This is a genomic window from Paenibacillus curdlanolyticus YK9 (genome assembly GCF_000179615.1).
GTDB lineage: Bacteria > Bacillota > Bacilli > Paenibacillales > Paenibacillaceae > Paenibacillus_T > Paenibacillus_T curdlanolyticus.
Map to the genome: position 1 here is coordinate 136,174 of NZ_AEDD01000012.1, position 13,661 is coordinate 149,834.

General features: G+C 53.5%; 16 protein-coding genes. All 16 read right to left on the reverse strand.

Annotated elements, in window-relative coordinates:
• Positions 1-16: 16 nt before the first annotated feature.
• On the reverse strand, positions 17-811 hold the full coding sequence (locus PAECUDRAFT_RS20545; RefSeq protein ID WP_006040070.1) for a tyrosine-protein phosphatase: 795 nt from the start codon (positions 809-811) through the stop codon (positions 17-19).
• 160 nt (positions 812-971) lie between these two features.
• Positions 972-1,367, reverse strand: a complete 396-nt coding sequence (locus tag PAECUDRAFT_RS20550; protein WP_006040071.1) for a F0F1 ATP synthase subunit epsilon — start codon at positions 1,365-1,367, stop codon at positions 972-974.
• Positions 1,368-1,390: 23 nt separating this feature from the next.
• Complete coding sequence (gene atpD, locus PAECUDRAFT_RS20555; RefSeq protein ID WP_006040072.1) at positions 1,391-2,797, reverse strand: F0F1 ATP synthase subunit beta; 1,407 nt, start codon at positions 2,795-2,797, stop codon at positions 1,391-1,393.
• 95 nt (positions 2,798-2,892) lie between these two features.
• Positions 2,893-3,756 carry an ATP synthase F1 subunit gamma gene (gene atpG / locus PAECUDRAFT_RS20560; protein ID WP_006040073.1) on the reverse strand — a complete coding sequence of 288 codons (864 nt, stop codon included), beginning with the start codon at positions 3,754-3,756 and terminating at the stop codon, positions 2,893-2,895.
• Positions 3,757-3,844: 88 nt separating this feature from the next.
• A complete protein-coding gene (gene atpA / locus PAECUDRAFT_RS20565) occupies positions 3,845-5,359 on the reverse strand; it encodes a F0F1 ATP synthase subunit alpha (protein WP_006040074.1) in 1,515 nt (504 codons plus the stop codon).
• A gap of 15 nt (positions 5,360-5,374) precedes the next feature.
• Entirely contained in the window at positions 5,375-5,923 is a 549-nt protein-coding gene (locus tag PAECUDRAFT_RS20570; protein WP_006040075.1) for a F0F1 ATP synthase subunit delta, read from the reverse strand.
• Positions 5,920-6,402, reverse strand: coding sequence for a F0F1 ATP synthase subunit B (gene atpF, locus PAECUDRAFT_RS20575; RefSeq protein ID WP_006040076.1), 483 nt, complete (start codon positions 6,400-6,402; stop codon positions 5,920-5,922). The genes PAECUDRAFT_RS20570 and atpF overlap by 4 nt, the downstream gene beginning before the upstream one ends.
• A gap of 170 nt (positions 6,403-6,572) precedes the next feature.
• Positions 6,573-6,797 carry a F0F1 ATP synthase subunit C gene (atpE, locus tag PAECUDRAFT_RS20580; protein WP_006040077.1) on the reverse strand — a complete coding sequence of 75 codons (225 nt, stop codon included), beginning with the start codon at positions 6,795-6,797 and terminating at the stop codon, positions 6,573-6,575.
• 108 nt (positions 6,798-6,905) lie between these two features.
• On the reverse strand, positions 6,906-7,664 hold the full coding sequence (gene atpB, locus PAECUDRAFT_RS20585; RefSeq protein WP_006040078.1) for a F0F1 ATP synthase subunit A: 759 nt from the start codon (positions 7,662-7,664) through the stop codon (positions 6,906-6,908).
• Positions 7,664-8,077: an ATP synthase subunit I gene (locus PAECUDRAFT_RS20590; protein WP_006040079.1), complete on the reverse strand. Its 414-nt coding sequence runs from the start codon at positions 8,075-8,077 to the stop codon at positions 7,664-7,666. Before PAECUDRAFT_RS20590 ends, atpB begins: the two co-directional genes overlap by 1 nt.
• Entirely contained in the window at positions 8,074-8,349 is a 276-nt protein-coding gene (locus PAECUDRAFT_RS20595; protein ID WP_006040080.1) for an AtpZ/AtpI family protein, read from the reverse strand. The genes PAECUDRAFT_RS20590 and PAECUDRAFT_RS20595 overlap by 4 nt, the downstream gene beginning before the upstream one ends.
• A 188-nt stretch (positions 8,350-8,537) precedes the next feature.
• Complete coding sequence (wecB, locus tag PAECUDRAFT_RS20600) at positions 8,538-9,686, reverse strand: non-hydrolyzing UDP-N-acetylglucosamine 2-epimerase (RefSeq protein ID WP_006040081.1); 1,149 nt, start codon at positions 9,684-9,686, stop codon at positions 8,538-8,540.
• Between the two features lie 45 nt (positions 9,687-9,731).
• Positions 9,732-10,361, reverse strand: a complete 630-nt coding sequence (upp, locus tag PAECUDRAFT_RS20605; protein WP_006040082.1) for a uracil phosphoribosyltransferase — start codon at positions 10,359-10,361, stop codon at positions 9,732-9,734.
• 132 nt (positions 10,362-10,493) lie between these two features.
• Positions 10,494-11,567, reverse strand: coding sequence for a glycine-rich domain-containing protein (locus tag PAECUDRAFT_RS20610; RefSeq protein WP_006040083.1), 1,074 nt, complete (start codon positions 11,565-11,567; stop codon positions 10,494-10,496).
• Between the two features lie 136 nt (positions 11,568-11,703).
• On the reverse strand, positions 11,704-12,951 hold the full coding sequence (locus PAECUDRAFT_RS20615; protein ID WP_006040084.1) for a serine hydroxymethyltransferase: 1,248 nt from the start codon (positions 12,949-12,951) through the stop codon (positions 11,704-11,706).
• 104 nt (positions 12,952-13,055) lie between these two features.
• Complete coding sequence (locus PAECUDRAFT_RS20620) at positions 13,056-13,661, reverse strand: TIGR01440 family protein (RefSeq protein ID WP_006040085.1); 606 nt, start codon at positions 13,659-13,661, stop codon at positions 13,056-13,058.

Here is a 13,661-nt window from a genome sequence, read left to right on the forward strand (position 1 = left end):
TCATTCTGTTCGCCCTTTATTCAGCAGCTCCTCTGCCAAACAGCCGTTTCATTTTACCCCACGCTCCTGTTGCATCTACAACCGGTACAGCTAAAGAAGGTATCGGTTGATCATCGACCAGCAGCTGAGCGTTGCGCTTATATGCCGTTGCAATACGGCTACCCAGCTTATCTGCGACCTTCTCATAAGCTTCCTCCAAGCGGAAGCTTCTCCGATCGCAATGATGGGCGTCTGAAGAAACCAAATGGATGAGTCCCTGTCTGCACATCATCCAAGCTGCTCGTTCAATGCCTTTGCCGAATGAGCCAATCAGCGAGTGAGCTGTAACCTGCGCCAACGCGCCAAGCTCGATGAGACGCAACAGCTTGTTCGTATCGCCCGCCAGCTCGCGATTACGCTCGGGATGAGCAATGACGGGGATGACCCCTTTAAGGGACAACTCATAGATCAGCTCAGGAACGCCGTCCGGCACAGAACCCGAAGGAAGCTCGAGCAGCAAATAACGCGATCCTGCTAGCGTCACTAACTCCCCTTGCTCCAAATTGTCCAGCAGCTCCTTGTGATACCGTACTTCTTGTCCATGTCGAACGGACAGCGGAATGCCGGCTTCATGCAGCCGTTCATTCAACTGTGCGGTCAACGCGACTACATCCACTGCCTTGTTGTAATAGCGTTCATCCGCATGATGCGGTGTCGCGACGACCGTCGTAATTCCCCCTGCAACGGCTGCCCGTGCAAGCGCCAAGGATTCCTCCCAATCACTAGCTCCATCATCAATACCAGGAAGAATATGCGTGTGGATATCAATCATACGGACACCTCGCTCGACATACATCTTTTATTTTGTTGCTGATAATTATGTACGTCATTATAGCACAGAAGTGTCCAAATACAGATATAACCAAAAAGAAACACCGCCCCTAAGGACGGTGTTTCTTTTCATCGGAATACCGCGATACGGTAAGAGCCGATTATTTTTTGATGCTAATCCGGTTCAATGCACGTTGAAGGGCAAGCTCGGCACGGCGATAGTCAACCTCGTCGCGCTTCGCGCTGAGACGCTGCTCTGCGCGCTCTTTCGACGCTTCTGCACGGGCAAGGTCGATGTCGCCAGCCAGCTCAGCGCTCTCCGCGAGGATAACAACTTTATCCTTGCGAATTTCGATGAAGCCGCCAGAGACAGCCAACGTTTCCGTAGCGCCGTCCTTCTTGATGACAACCGGGGCGATCCGAAGAGGGGTTACGAGCGGAATGTGATTCGGCAAAATGCCGAGCTCGCCGTCCGCGCCCTTTACGCTCACCATATTGACTTCCTGCGCGTACACTTTACGCTCAGGCGTAACAATCTCTAATAAAAGGGTGCTCATGTGGAATCCTCCCGCCTATCGCTTTACAGCGTTTTAGCTTTCGCCACAGCATCTTCAATCGTACCGACGTTATGGAATGCTGGTTCTGGAAGATTGTCATGCTTACCTTCGAGAATTTCTTTGAAGCTGCGAACCGTTTCTTTAACCGGTACGTAAACGCCCGGAATGCCGTTGAACGCTTCAGCAACGTGGAGCGGCTGCGACAAGAAGTTCTGGATACGACGCGCACGAAGAACGGTGAGTTTGTCTTCTTCAGACAACTCGTCCATACCGAGGATCGCGATGATATCAAGAAGCTCTTTGTAACGCTGCAAAATTTTCTTAACGGATTGAGCAACTTGGTAGTGCTCTTCACCGAGAATTTCTGGCGTCAGGATACGCGAAGACGAAGCAAGCGGGTCAACAGCCGGGAAGATACCCATTGCTGCGATGTTACGCTCAAGGTTTGTCGTTGCATCCAAGTGAGCAAACGCCGTAGCTGGAGCCGGGTCCGTATAGTCATCGGCAGGAACGTAGATTGCTTGAATGGAAGTAACGGAACCTTTTTTCGTCGACGTGATCCGCTCTTGCAGCTGACCCATTTCCGTTGCGAGCGTAGGCTGGTAACCTACCGCGGACGGCATACGGCCGAGCAATGCGGATACTTCGGAACCTGCTTGCGTGAAGCGGAAGATGTTATCGACGAACAGAAGTACGTCGCGGCCTTCTACGTCACGGAAATATTCTGCCATCGTCAGGCCTGTCAGTGCTACGCGAAGACGCGCGCCTGGAGGCTCATTCATCTGACCGAATACCATCGCCGTTTTTGCAATAACGCCGGAGTCGCTCATCTCGTGGTAAAGGTCATTACCTTCACGAGTACGCTCACCAACGCCGGCGAATACGGAGATACCGCCGTGCTCCTGTGCGATGTTGTTGATCAATTCTTGCATCGTTACCGTTTTACCTACGCCTGCACCGCCGAAGAGGCCGATTTTACCGCCCTTCGCGTATGGAGCCATCAAGTCGATAACTTTGATACCTGTTTCCAGCATTTCTTGCTGCGTCGACAGCTCTTCGAATTCAGGAGCTTGACGGTGAATCGGGTTCGCGATCGAACGATCTACCGCGCCGTTGTTGTCGATTGGATCGCCAAGAACGTTGAATACGCGGCCAAGCGTTGCAGGACCTACTGGTACTGTGATTGGAGCGCCTTGGTCTACCGCTTCCGTCCCCCGTACCAATCCGTCCGTCGTCGACATTGCTACGCAACGAACCAGGTTGTCGCCAAGGTGAGTTGCAACTTCAACCGTCAGGTTGATGTCGACTTCGCCCGGGTTTTGAGCTTTCTTTTCAATCTTTATCGCATTAAGAATCTCAGGCAGATGGCCGTTGTCGAACGCAATGTCAACAACCGGACCCATTACCTGGACTACACGTCCCTTGCTCATTCCTGTACCTCCTTATTGTTGTCATTCGCAGCCTCATTACCGTTCCAGCTGTTTGAGCGGAACCAGTCTCTTATGAGGCTGCATTGAACGAAACCTTATTGCTGCGCGTTCGCTCCGCCAACAATTTCCGCGATTTCCTGTGTAATTGCTGCCTGACGTGCACGGTTGTACGTCAACGTCAAGCTTGCAATCATCTTCGTCGCGTTCTTCGTTGCATTGCCCATCGCGGTCATACGTGCGCCGTGCTCACTCGCTTTGCCTTCCAATACAGCGCTGTAAATAACAGTCTCTGCATATTTCGGAAGGAGATTGTCGAGCACCTTCTCAGGTGACGGCTCATATTCATAGCTCGCGCTCGTTGTACCCGTCAATTGCGACTGATCCAATGGAAGCAGCTGCTTCAGGGTAGGCACTTGCGAGATTGCGTTAATAAATTGGTTGTACACCAGATAAAGCTCGTCATATTTGCCTGATTCGAAGCCTTGAACAGCTGCTGCTGCCAAAGTCTTGATGTCAGCAAATCTCGGAGAGTCGGAAAGCCCGATCACTTCTTCAACGATCGCAATGTTGCGACGCTTGAAGTAATCGCGGCCTTTACGTCCGATGACGAAAAGGTCGTACTCAGCAGGAGACTTATGCTTCTCCTGAATCGTCGTCCATACTTTACGAAGCAAGTTGGCATTGTAACCACCTGCCAGACCGCGGTCCGAAGTGACGACCAAGTAAGCCGAACGCTTCACTTCGCGGCTTTGCAGCATGGGATGCTTAACCGTGCCTCCGCCCGATGCAATGCTCGCTACGACTTCTTTGATTTTGTCGGTATATGGACGTGATGCTAGTGCAGCATCCTGGGCTCTTTTGAGCTTTGCGGATGATACCATCTCCATTGCCTTCGTAATCTGTTTCGTATTCTGCGTGCTCTTGATCGAACGCTTGATTTCGCGCATACCTTTAGCCATTCGTTGTCACCACCTTATTACCGGACAGGGGGCGAAATCGAAATTTCGCCATGCCTGGTTCTATTCCGCGTTATTGTGAAGAAATGGTTTATACCGACGCTGCAAAGCTTTTCTTGAATGCGTTGATCGCATCAACAAGCGCCTTCTCGTTGTCGGAAGTCAAATCCTTCGTGTCGCGGATGGAAGCGAAGATTTCTGGCTTGTTTGCATCCACGTAAGCAAGGAATTCTGCTTCGAAGCGACGTACGTCCTGTACAGGAATATCGTCAACATGTCCGCGCGTAACAGCGTAGATTGCAACGACTTGACGTTCTACAGCAAGCGGAGCATTGATCCCTTGCTTCAGAATTTCAAGCGTGCGCTCGCCGCGGTTCAGACGGGATTGCGTTACTTTATCAAGGTCGGAGCCGAAAGCGGCGAATGCTGCGAGTTCACGGTACTGAGCAAGGTCAGTTTTGAGCGTGCCCGCAACTTTTTTCATCGCTTTGATTTGAGCCGAGCTACCTACACGGGATACAGAGTTACCTACGTTAACCGCAGGACGCTGGCCGGAGTAGAACAGGTCGGACTCGAGGAAGATCTGTCCGTCCGTAATCGAGATTACGTTCGTAGGAATATAGGCAGAGATATCGCCTGCTTGCGTCTCGATGAATGGAAGAGCAGTCAAGGAACCGCCACCCAATTCGTCGTTCAGCTTAGCTGCGCGCTCAAGAAGACGGGAATGCAGGTAGAATACGTCACCTGGGTATGCTTCCCGACCTGGAGGACGGCGGAGCAAGAGCGAAAGCTCACGGTATGCAGCCGCTTGTTTGGACAGGTCATCATAAACAACGAGAACGTGCTTGCCGTTGTACATGAAGTACTCGCCCATCGAGCAACCCGTGTAAGGCGCGATGTACAAGAGCGGGGACGGCTCGGATGCGCTCGCCGTTACGACGATCGTGTAATCCAAAGCGCCTTGTTTACGCAACGATTCAACAACGGTACGAACCGTCGATTGTTTTTGGCCGATTGCAACGTAGATACAGATAACGCCGTTGCCTTTTTGGTTAACAATCGTGTCGATCGCGATTTGCGTTTTACCCGTTTGACGGTCGCCGATGATCAATTCCCGTTGGCCGCGGCCGACTGGGATCATCGCGTCAATTGCTTTGATACCGGTTTGCATTGGCTCGAATACCGATTTACGGGCCATAACGCCCGGAGCTGGCGATTCGATTGGACGCGTAGCCGTCGTGTTGATCGGACCGTTGCCGTCAACTGGCTCGCCCAGTGCGTTAACAACGCGGCCGAGCAGCGCTTCGCCTACAGGTACTTCCATGATGCGGCCAGTGCGTTTTACTTGGTCGCCTTCACGGATGCCTTTGTATTGGCCCATGATTACGACACCGACATTGCTTTCCTCGAGGTTGAGTGCCATGCCGATTACGCCGTTGGAGAACTCCAAGAGCTCACCTTGCATCGCATTCTCAAGGCCGTGAACGCGGGCGATACCGTCACCGACGGAAATTACCGTACCAACGTCAACCACTTGAATTTCGGATTTATATTGTTCGATCTGTTGCTTCAGCAATGTGCTGATTTCATCAGGTCTGATACTCAATTCGCTCACCCCTATCTACAGTGCTCGTTTGTTCAACGATTTTTGCAAACGATCCAATTTGCCCGCCAAGCTGCCATCATACAGACGGTCGCCGATGCGAACTTGAATACCGCCGAGCAAAGCTGGTTCAACCACTTGCTCCGCCGTAATTTTCTTGCCAGTCAATCCGCTGAATTGCGCGGCTACGTTGCCGAGTTCCTCTTCGCTAAGCGCTTGCGCCGTATATACAGTCGCTCGTGCTTGACCGAGCGCCTCGCCCGCGATTTTCACGTAAGCGCCGTAAACGTCGCTGACGACATTTTGACGGCCGTTCGCGAGGAGCAGCTCCAGCGTATTCAGTACGATGTATGAAACCCGATCCGCAAACACGCTGCGGAGCAGTTCGCTCTTGCGAGCGGCGTCGACCGATGGAAGCGCCAGAAACTTCTGAACGTCCGAATCGCTCGTGATCGCCTGTACGATCAGCTTCAGCTGGTCTTCGACTTCTGCGACAACCTGCTGCTGCTGTGCAATATCAAACAAAGCTTTGGCGTAGCGCTTCGCTACTACGACATCGCGGCTCATTTGCTTCCTACCTCTTTCAGGTATTGGTTAACGAGCTGCTCTTGCGACTTCTCATCGATTTGTTTCTCGATGATCTTCGAAGCGATTTTAACGGACATGCCGCCGACTTCGCCGCGAAGCGCTGCAATTGCTTTGTTTTTCTCGCTCTCGATATCTTTAACCGCATCGTCTTTCAGGCGGGACGCTTCCGTCTTCGCGGTAACGATGATGTCGTCCGCTTGTTTGGAGCTCGTCGCTTTCGCCTGCTCGATGATGTCATAAGCTTCTTTACGCGCTTGTTGAAGTGCTTGTTTCTGTTCTTCCAGGTGCTGCGCTGCTTGGTTGCGGCTATTCTCTGCATTGTCAAGCTGGCCTTGGATCAGCTCTTTACGCTGCTCCATAATGCCAAGCAGAGGACCGAACGCGTAACGCTTCAACAGCAGGAAGAGAATCAGAAACGCCGCTAATTGGATGAAAAACGTGGACCAAGTGATATGCACTGGGCGTCACTCCCTTCTTTAGCAATCGGTATTACACGTGCGTACACGGATCATTCATTGTTTAGGAGGAAAGCCCGTATTGCATCTTGCGGATGAACCGGACTTTCCTGTCGAACATAAGGAAGGCGCGGAGGCTAAGGCACTCCCCGCCATTCCCGTTTATACGGTTATTAAGCTTTGCCTTGGAACATGAATGCCAAGACGAGCGTGATAACTGGAAGTGCCTCGACGAGCGCGACACCGATGAACATCGTCGTTTGAAGCGTACCGCGGAGCTCAGGCTGACGGGAGATACCCTCAACCGTGCGACCTACGATCAGACCGTTACCAATACCTGCGCCAAGTGCGCCCAAACCGAATACGATTGCTGCTGCAACCAATGCTAAAGCTCCCATTAGAAAAATCCTCCTTAAATATGTTTGAATGTATTGAGGCCTGCAAGACAGGCCGTTGTTCCTGTACTTCCGAAAATAACCCTGTTGCGAGCATCCGTGGAATACGGATTAATGCTTCTCTTCGTGTACGATCGATTGCGACATGTAAACCATCGTCAACATGACGAAGACGAAAGCTTGAATCGCGCCGACGAATACGCTGAAGCCTTGCCATACGACGAGCGGGATAATCCCGACCCATCCCAGACCGCTTACGATAACGCCGATCATAACCTCGCCGGCAAAGATATTACCGTAGAGACGAAGCGCAAGCGACAGCGGCTTGGACACTTCCTTGATCAGGTTCAATGGCAGGAAAGGAACATACGGCTCGAAGTAGTGTTTGAAGTAATGCTTCGTGTTGCGACGCATACCTTCGATGTGCGTGAGCAGGATAACGATAACCGTCAATGCAGCCGTAACCGCTACGTCAGCCGTAGGCGATTTCCACCAAGCGACGTGAGCTTCGCTCTCGCCTCCCAAGTCCAGCTCCATGCCGAAAATCGTTGCGCCATGATGCACTTCCGTCGCAATGCCGAACGGCAGTCCGAGCATGTTGCCGACAAAGATATACATGATCAGGGAAAGACCCAGAATCAAATACGGTTTGCCCTTCTTGAAGTCCATCGTCGTACCAATAATGTTGATAACAAATTCGATAACCCATTCCAGGAAATTCTGCATCTTGGTAGGCTTATCCACCGACATACCGCGCACGGATACGAGCGCCAGCACGAGCACGATGATGCTGGTGACAATGATCATGAAGATGGCCGCGAGGTCAAATTCAATTCCCCATTTGTGAACGACAGGAAAAATATGATCCATTAGTTGTTTTCACCCCTTTCATCGAGGGATTGCGTACGCTCCCGCTTGCGTATGGTCCAAAATCCCAGTAAGAGTGTTGCCAATTGGGCGACAATTAATCCAGCGGCAACTGCCTCAATACGGAAATCGAACGTTCTTGTCGCGATAACTGCCGCGAGTACCCCGATACAGGCGCGTGTGACGTAGCCAAGCGTTGAACGCCTGTTCCCGCCCGCCGCCGCGTTTTCCCCGATACGGATCACTTTCCAGCCCAGGTGAAGCGCATTCACCAAGCTTGCGATTGTTCCAATGACAAGACCGCCCCACCATGCTTGCTGCGCCGGAAAAACAGCCCAACACACACAGCAAACGGACAAAAAAAAGAACGTCAATCGTGTAACGGTTTTCAGGTAGGCCGACAAGTTGTCGATCAAGATCCTCTGCCCCCCGTGAACACCCGTATTAGAAAATAAATCGTCACGACGCCGACGCCAAGGCCTGCAAGCAGTCCGACCAAGTACCAATAGTTCGTGCCTTGTGCGGCATCCGCTTTGGAACCGAGCCAAACGCCTACCCCTAAACATACGGCAAGGTCAGCCCCTACGGTGCCGACCAGCCCCATTGCGCGCCAAGGATTGTCCCCAAGGCCACTGTCCCGCGCGTTTCGATTATTTTCCGAAGGTGGTTTTTCATTGGACGGATTCATTGGGAATCACTCCAAAACTCTCATTTATTTTAGCGAAGCGCCCACCGTTCTGTCAATTCATATAAATTCAAACATTTAGTGAACGGTGCTCCGAAAACCCTTATGCAGCAAGGATTTCCGGATTTTCAAACCGTACAGTACAACTGTATGCTGTAGTCTTCTAGCAATGACCCGCTTCCGCCTCAAAACTATGAACGTTGTGTGAACGACTCCGGACGGTTGTCCGCTTTTCCAAAATGGTGCAGCAGCCCTTGCACGATGCGAACAGATGCTTGTCCATCGCCATACGGATTGGCCGATTTGCTCATCCGGTCATACAGCTCGGAATCGCTAAGCAGCGCTCTCGTCCGCTCATAAACAGCCGCTTCCTCTGTTCCCACGAGCTCCAGCGTGCCCGCTTCTACACCTTCCGGACGCTCCGTCGTGTCACGCAGGACAAGAACAGGCACACCGTAGGATGGCGCTTCCTCCTGCAAGCCGCCCGAATCCGTCAGAATCAGGTGGGTATGCGGGTAGAAGTTATGCAAATCGACCACGTCGAGCGGATCGATCAGCTTGATGCGCGGATGGTCGCCGAGAATCTCCTGTGCAGGCTCCTTGACCGCCGGGCTCGGGTGCACCGGATAAACGATCGCAATATCCTCGAACTCGTCTGCAATGCGGCGTACCGCATTGAAAATGTTGCGATGCGGCTCGCCCTGCGATTCGCGGCGATGGGCTGTCATAAGCACGAGGCGCTTGCCCTCCGCCCAATCGAGCACGGGATGCGTGAAGTCCTTTTTAACCGTGTATTGGAACACGTCCGTCACGGTGTTGCCCGTTACGTAAATGCGTTCCTCCGCCTTGTTCTCCTTGCGCAGATTGCCTGCCGACCATTGCGTTGGGGCAAAATGAACGTCCGCGAGCACGCCCGTCAGCTGGCGGTTCATCTCTTCCGGATATGGCGAGAGCTTGTTCCATGTCCGCAGGCCCGCCTCTACATGTCCCACTTGAATCTGCTGCAGGAACGCCGCATAGCTCGCGAGGAACGTCGTCAGCGTGTCGCCATGCACGAGCACGATGTCCGGCTTCGCTTCGCGGAGAACCGGCTCCAAGCCTTGCAGAACGCGAATCGTAATCTCGTTCAGCGTCTGGCGGTCCTTCATCACGTCCAGATCATAATCAGGCTGGATGTTGAACACTTCAAGCACCTGATCGAGCATCTGGCGATGCTGCGCCGTTACGCAAACAATCGACTCAATTTGTTCAGGGTGGCGCTGCAGTTCCAAAATGAGGGGCGCCATCTTAATCGCTTCCGGCCGAACGCCGAATATGGTCATTACTTTTAATTTAGACAAAACGAATCTTCATCTCCCTTAGCATGCTTGCAAATAAAATCAAAATTAATGGGTGCCAAACATTCGGTCGCCCGCATCGCCAAGACCTGGCACGATATAGCCATGGTCATTCAGCTTCTCATCGAGCGCCGCGGTATAAATATCGACATCGGGATGCGCTTTCTGAAGCGCGTCTACGCCCTCTGGAGCAGCGATCAGGCACATCATCTTGATCTGCTCGCAGCCCCGCTTCTTCAGCGAATCGATTGCCGCAATGGCGGAGCCGCCCGTTGCCAGCATCGGGTCGATGACAATGAGCAGACGGTTCGTCGCATCCGTAGGCAGATTAATATAATACTCGACAGGCTGGAGCGTCTGCGGGTCGCGGAACAAGCCGATATGGCCAACCTTGGCAGCCGGAATCAGCTTCAGCATCCCGTCCACCATGCCAAGACCCGCGCGCAAAATCGGGATTAGCCCCAGCATGCGGCCGGATACGACCTTCGATTCCGTCACTTGAACAGGCGTTTCCACCTGCACCGTTTCAAGCTTTACGTTTCGCGTAATTTCATAGGCCATCAAGGTGCCGACTTCGTCGACGAGCTCCCGAAAGTCCTTCGTATTCGTGTTTTTGTCGCGGATAAAGGTGAGCTTATGCTGGATCAACGGATGGTCGCAAATGACCAATTTGCTCATGCTGTGCTGCCTCCCTGATTATGCCTTGGGTAAATACCCCGTTTATTATAGCATTGTAAAAGGCACGTTGCATCCTCAGCTGTCCACTCGCAAAAAAGCGTTAATTCATGCGGATTTCAGCCACTGGACAAGCTAATCTCCACCGCCGCCGCAGGAGGACCCGCAAGAGGACCCGCAGGACGAGCCGCTGCTGCAAGAGCTATTGCCTCCGCCTCCGCAGGAGGAAGAGGATCCGCCGTCATCTCCATGGTGGTGGTTATGATGATGATGGTTCGAGCTGCCGCCAGAATCGCTGCCTGTCGAGCATTGATTCGTATGGGCGCCCCCGGAGGCGTTGCGCCTATGCTCTTCCTGAAGCGATTCGTCTACGCGCTGCGAGAGATGGTTCGGCTCCAAAACGGAATAATACAGCAGCAACCCGCCCCCTGCCATGCCGATGAGCGAATCGTCCGTCCTGCTTGCGCTACGCCCCGAGGACGATTGCCGTGCGCGAGCGCCCGCCACCTGCTGCTTCGCCGCTGCGATCAAAGCAGTGATCGTCGCATCCAGATCGCTATGAACCGCCGCTGTATCGCGCCGGAATAACGACTCTCGAAGCGTTTGCTCGTCGCTGGACTCCAGCTCTGCCAATTGACTCTCCTTTAACGGATGCCGATAAAAGGAGCCCCACAGCTTACCGCTGGCCGGCGACATACCGAATAGCTCCGCATAAACCCAATCGAACCATGCCCTGCCGCCAGCATCCGGCTTATTCTCCCCCGGAGCATGCGGCGCATGATGAATGTAAACGCCGCAAAACCGTTGGCAGAACGTTTCGTATTCCCGCGTAAACATAAGCATTTCATGCCAGACCTCATCGACCTTGTTGCTGTACATCGGCACATTCCGCAGCAATGCGCACATCAAGAAAAACCGTTTAAGCTCAAACCACGTCCACTGCCACTCCGCGGCTGCCACTGCAGGGCGCGCTTGAAGCACGCGATCGTGCACCCGCGATTCGAAGCCCTCATCCAGCGCTGCTTCCAAACGTTCAGCCGCACTGCGCGCAGGATGACCCACAGGCAGCCCTAACGCTGCCGGCGGAAGCTCCTGGGGGAACCCTCTGCCGAGTCCTCTTCCACGGCCTTGCTGCTTGTTTCGATTCGATAGACTGCCCATCACTATAGCAATTAAAATGATGCCGCCAACGAACAATAAAACCTCCATATGAAGCTGCCTCCCCAATCATTCCCATGATTGACATTAGTATATCATGACAATCCCGACCGGAGGATACAAAAAGCCCCCTGCTCCATTCGAGGAGAGGGGGCTTAAAGCCAAGCGCGTCAAAGCGCGCAGGCGATTAGTAAGTCATTCCTGGGTAGAGCGGGAATTGTGCCGTCAGCGCTTGAACTTTACCGCGCGCTTCTGCCAGAACCGCTTCGTCCTTCGGATTTTTGAGCGTCATTGCGATAACTTCCGCGATCACTTTCATCGCGTCCTCGTTCATGCCGCGAGCCGTAGCCGCTGGCGTACCGATCCGGATGCCGCTTGTAACGAACGGGCTTGTTGGGTCGAATGGAATCGCATTTTTGTTACACGTAATTTGAACGGAATCCAGTACATGCTCGGCTTCTTTACCTGTGATGTTCAGGTTGCGAAGGTCGATCAGCATGAGGTGGTTGTCCGTACCGCCCGATACAAGGTTCAGGCCGTGTCCAACGAGCGCGTCAGCAAGCACGCGAGCGTTGTTGACAACGTTTTGGCCATATTCCTTGAACGAAGGCTGGAGCGCTTCGCCCAATGCAACTGCTTTAGCTGCGATAACGTGCATGAGCGGTCCGCCTTGGGAGCCTGGGAATACCGCTTTGTCGATTGCTGCAGCCCAAGGCTTGCGGCAAAGGATCATACCGCCGCGCGGTCCGCGAAGCGTTTTGTGCGTCGTTGTCGTTACGAAGTGTGCATGCGGCACTGGGTTCGGATGCAGACCAGCAGCAACAAGGCCCGCGATGTGCGCCATATCAACCATGAACAGCGCGCCTACGTCTTGTGCGATTTGGCCAAGCTTCTCGAAATCGATGATGCGCGGGTATGCACTTGCGCCAGCGACGATCAGGCGTGGACGGTGCTTAAACGCCAGCTTGCGAACTTCTTCATAATCGATCGTGGAAGAGTCCTCTTGTACGCCATAAGGAACGAAGTTGTAAAGAAGGCCCGATGCGTTAACTGGGCTGCCGTGCGTCAAGTGTCCGCCATGCGCCAGGTTCATACCAAGAACCGTATCGCCTGGGTTGAGGCATGCCAGGTAAACAGCCATGTTTGCTTGTGCGCCGGAATGCGGCTGCACGTTCGCGTGCTCGGCGCCGAACAGCTCTTTTGCGCGGTCGCGTGCGATATTTTCAACGATATCGACATGCTCACAGCCGCCATAGTAGCGTTTGCCTGGGTAGCCTTCTGCATATTTGTTCGTCAGAACCGTGCCCATTGCTTCGATTACAGCTTCACTAACGATATTCTCGGATGCGATCAGCTCGATGTTGTCGCGTTGGCGTTGCAATTCAAGTCCAAGTGCTTCTAAAACTGCTGGGTCTTGCTTACGTAGGTTTTCCATTCTCAATATCCTCCTCTAATGTCCTTGCTTATATGGTTAAGCTCAAAAAGCGCAAGCTGAATCTCCGTCAAACTCGAATCTATAACTCTCGCAGTAACTGCCTATTAGTCGCAAGTGCCGCTTGCTTGTTCAGCTGTCTGCTCCCGCTCATAAACGGCCCTTGCTCCGCCGATCAGCTTCGGCCGCGCGAACGCCATCGTCAAATGGGCCGCCCCAATAGTACGCACGGATGGACGAACAGGGACCGCTACCGCGCGCAGATGCATCCCGATAAACGTGTCGCCAATGTCAATGCCGGCATGCGCGCGTACGCTTTCGACGAGCACAGCATCCGGCAGCGCCCGATACGCGTGTGCAGCCATCGAGCCGCCCGCCTTCGGCACAGGCACGGCTGCAACCTCCTCCAGTCCATAGCGATCAGCCGCTTCACGCTCGACGACGAGCGCGCGATTGAGATGCTCGCAGCACTGGAACAAAGGATAAAAGCCGATTTCGCCGCGAACCGCCTCCACGCCTGCGAAGATCGCTTCCGCCGCCGACGTCGTGCCGGATGTCCCTATTCGCTGGCCGAGCACCTCGCTCGTGCTAACGCCAATGACGACCAACTGGCCGCGCTTTAACCCGCCGGCGGCAACCAGCTCGCGAAGCGCCGTTGTAACAGATTGCTCAACCGACTTAGCTTGTACATGGTCAAATGCCGCAGCACTCAT

Coding starts and splice junctions, on each gene's coding strand:
- PAECUDRAFT_RS20545 (WP_006040070.1), bottom strand. CDS start 811: ATGATTGATATCCACACGCATATTCTTCCTGGTATTGATGATGGAGCT.
- PAECUDRAFT_RS20550 (WP_006040071.1), bottom strand. CDS start 1,367: ATGAGCACCCTTTTATTAGAGATTGTTACGCCTGAGCGTAAAGTGTAC.
- atpD (WP_006040072.1), bottom strand. CDS start 2,797: ATGAGCAAGGGACGTGTAGTCCAGGTAATGGGTCCGGTTGTTGACATT.
- atpG (WP_006040073.1), bottom strand. CDS start 3,756: ATGGCTAAAGGTATGCGCGAAATCAAGCGTTCGATCAAGAGCACGCAG.
- PAECUDRAFT_RS20570 (WP_006040075.1), bottom strand. CDS start 5,923: ATGAGCCGCGATGTCGTAGTAGCGAAGCGCTACGCCAAAGCTTTGTTT.
- atpE (WP_006040077.1), bottom strand. CDS start 6,797: ATGGGAGCTTTAGCATTGGTTGCAGCAGCAATCGTATTCGGTTTGGGC.
- atpB (WP_006040078.1), bottom strand. CDS start 7,664: ATGGATCATATTTTTCCTGTCGTTCACAAATGGGGAATTGAATTTGAC.
- PAECUDRAFT_RS20595 (WP_006040080.1), bottom strand. CDS start 8,349: ATGAATCCGTCCAATGAAAAACCACCTTCGGAAAATAATCGAAACGCG.
- upp (WP_006040082.1), bottom strand. CDS start 10,361: ATGAGCAAATTGGTCATTTGCGACCATCCGTTGATCCAGCATAAGCTC.
- PAECUDRAFT_RS20610 (WP_006040083.1), bottom strand. CDS start 11,567: ATGGAGGTTTTATTGTTCGTTGGCGGCATCATTTTAATTGCTATAGTG.
- PAECUDRAFT_RS20615 (WP_006040084.1), bottom strand. CDS start 12,951: ATGGAAAACCTACGTAAGCAAGACCCAGCAGTTTTAGAAGCACTTGGA.
- PAECUDRAFT_RS20620 (WP_006040085.1), bottom strand. CDS start 13,661: ATGAGTGCTGCGGCATTTGACCATGTACAAGCTAAGTCGGTTGAGCAA.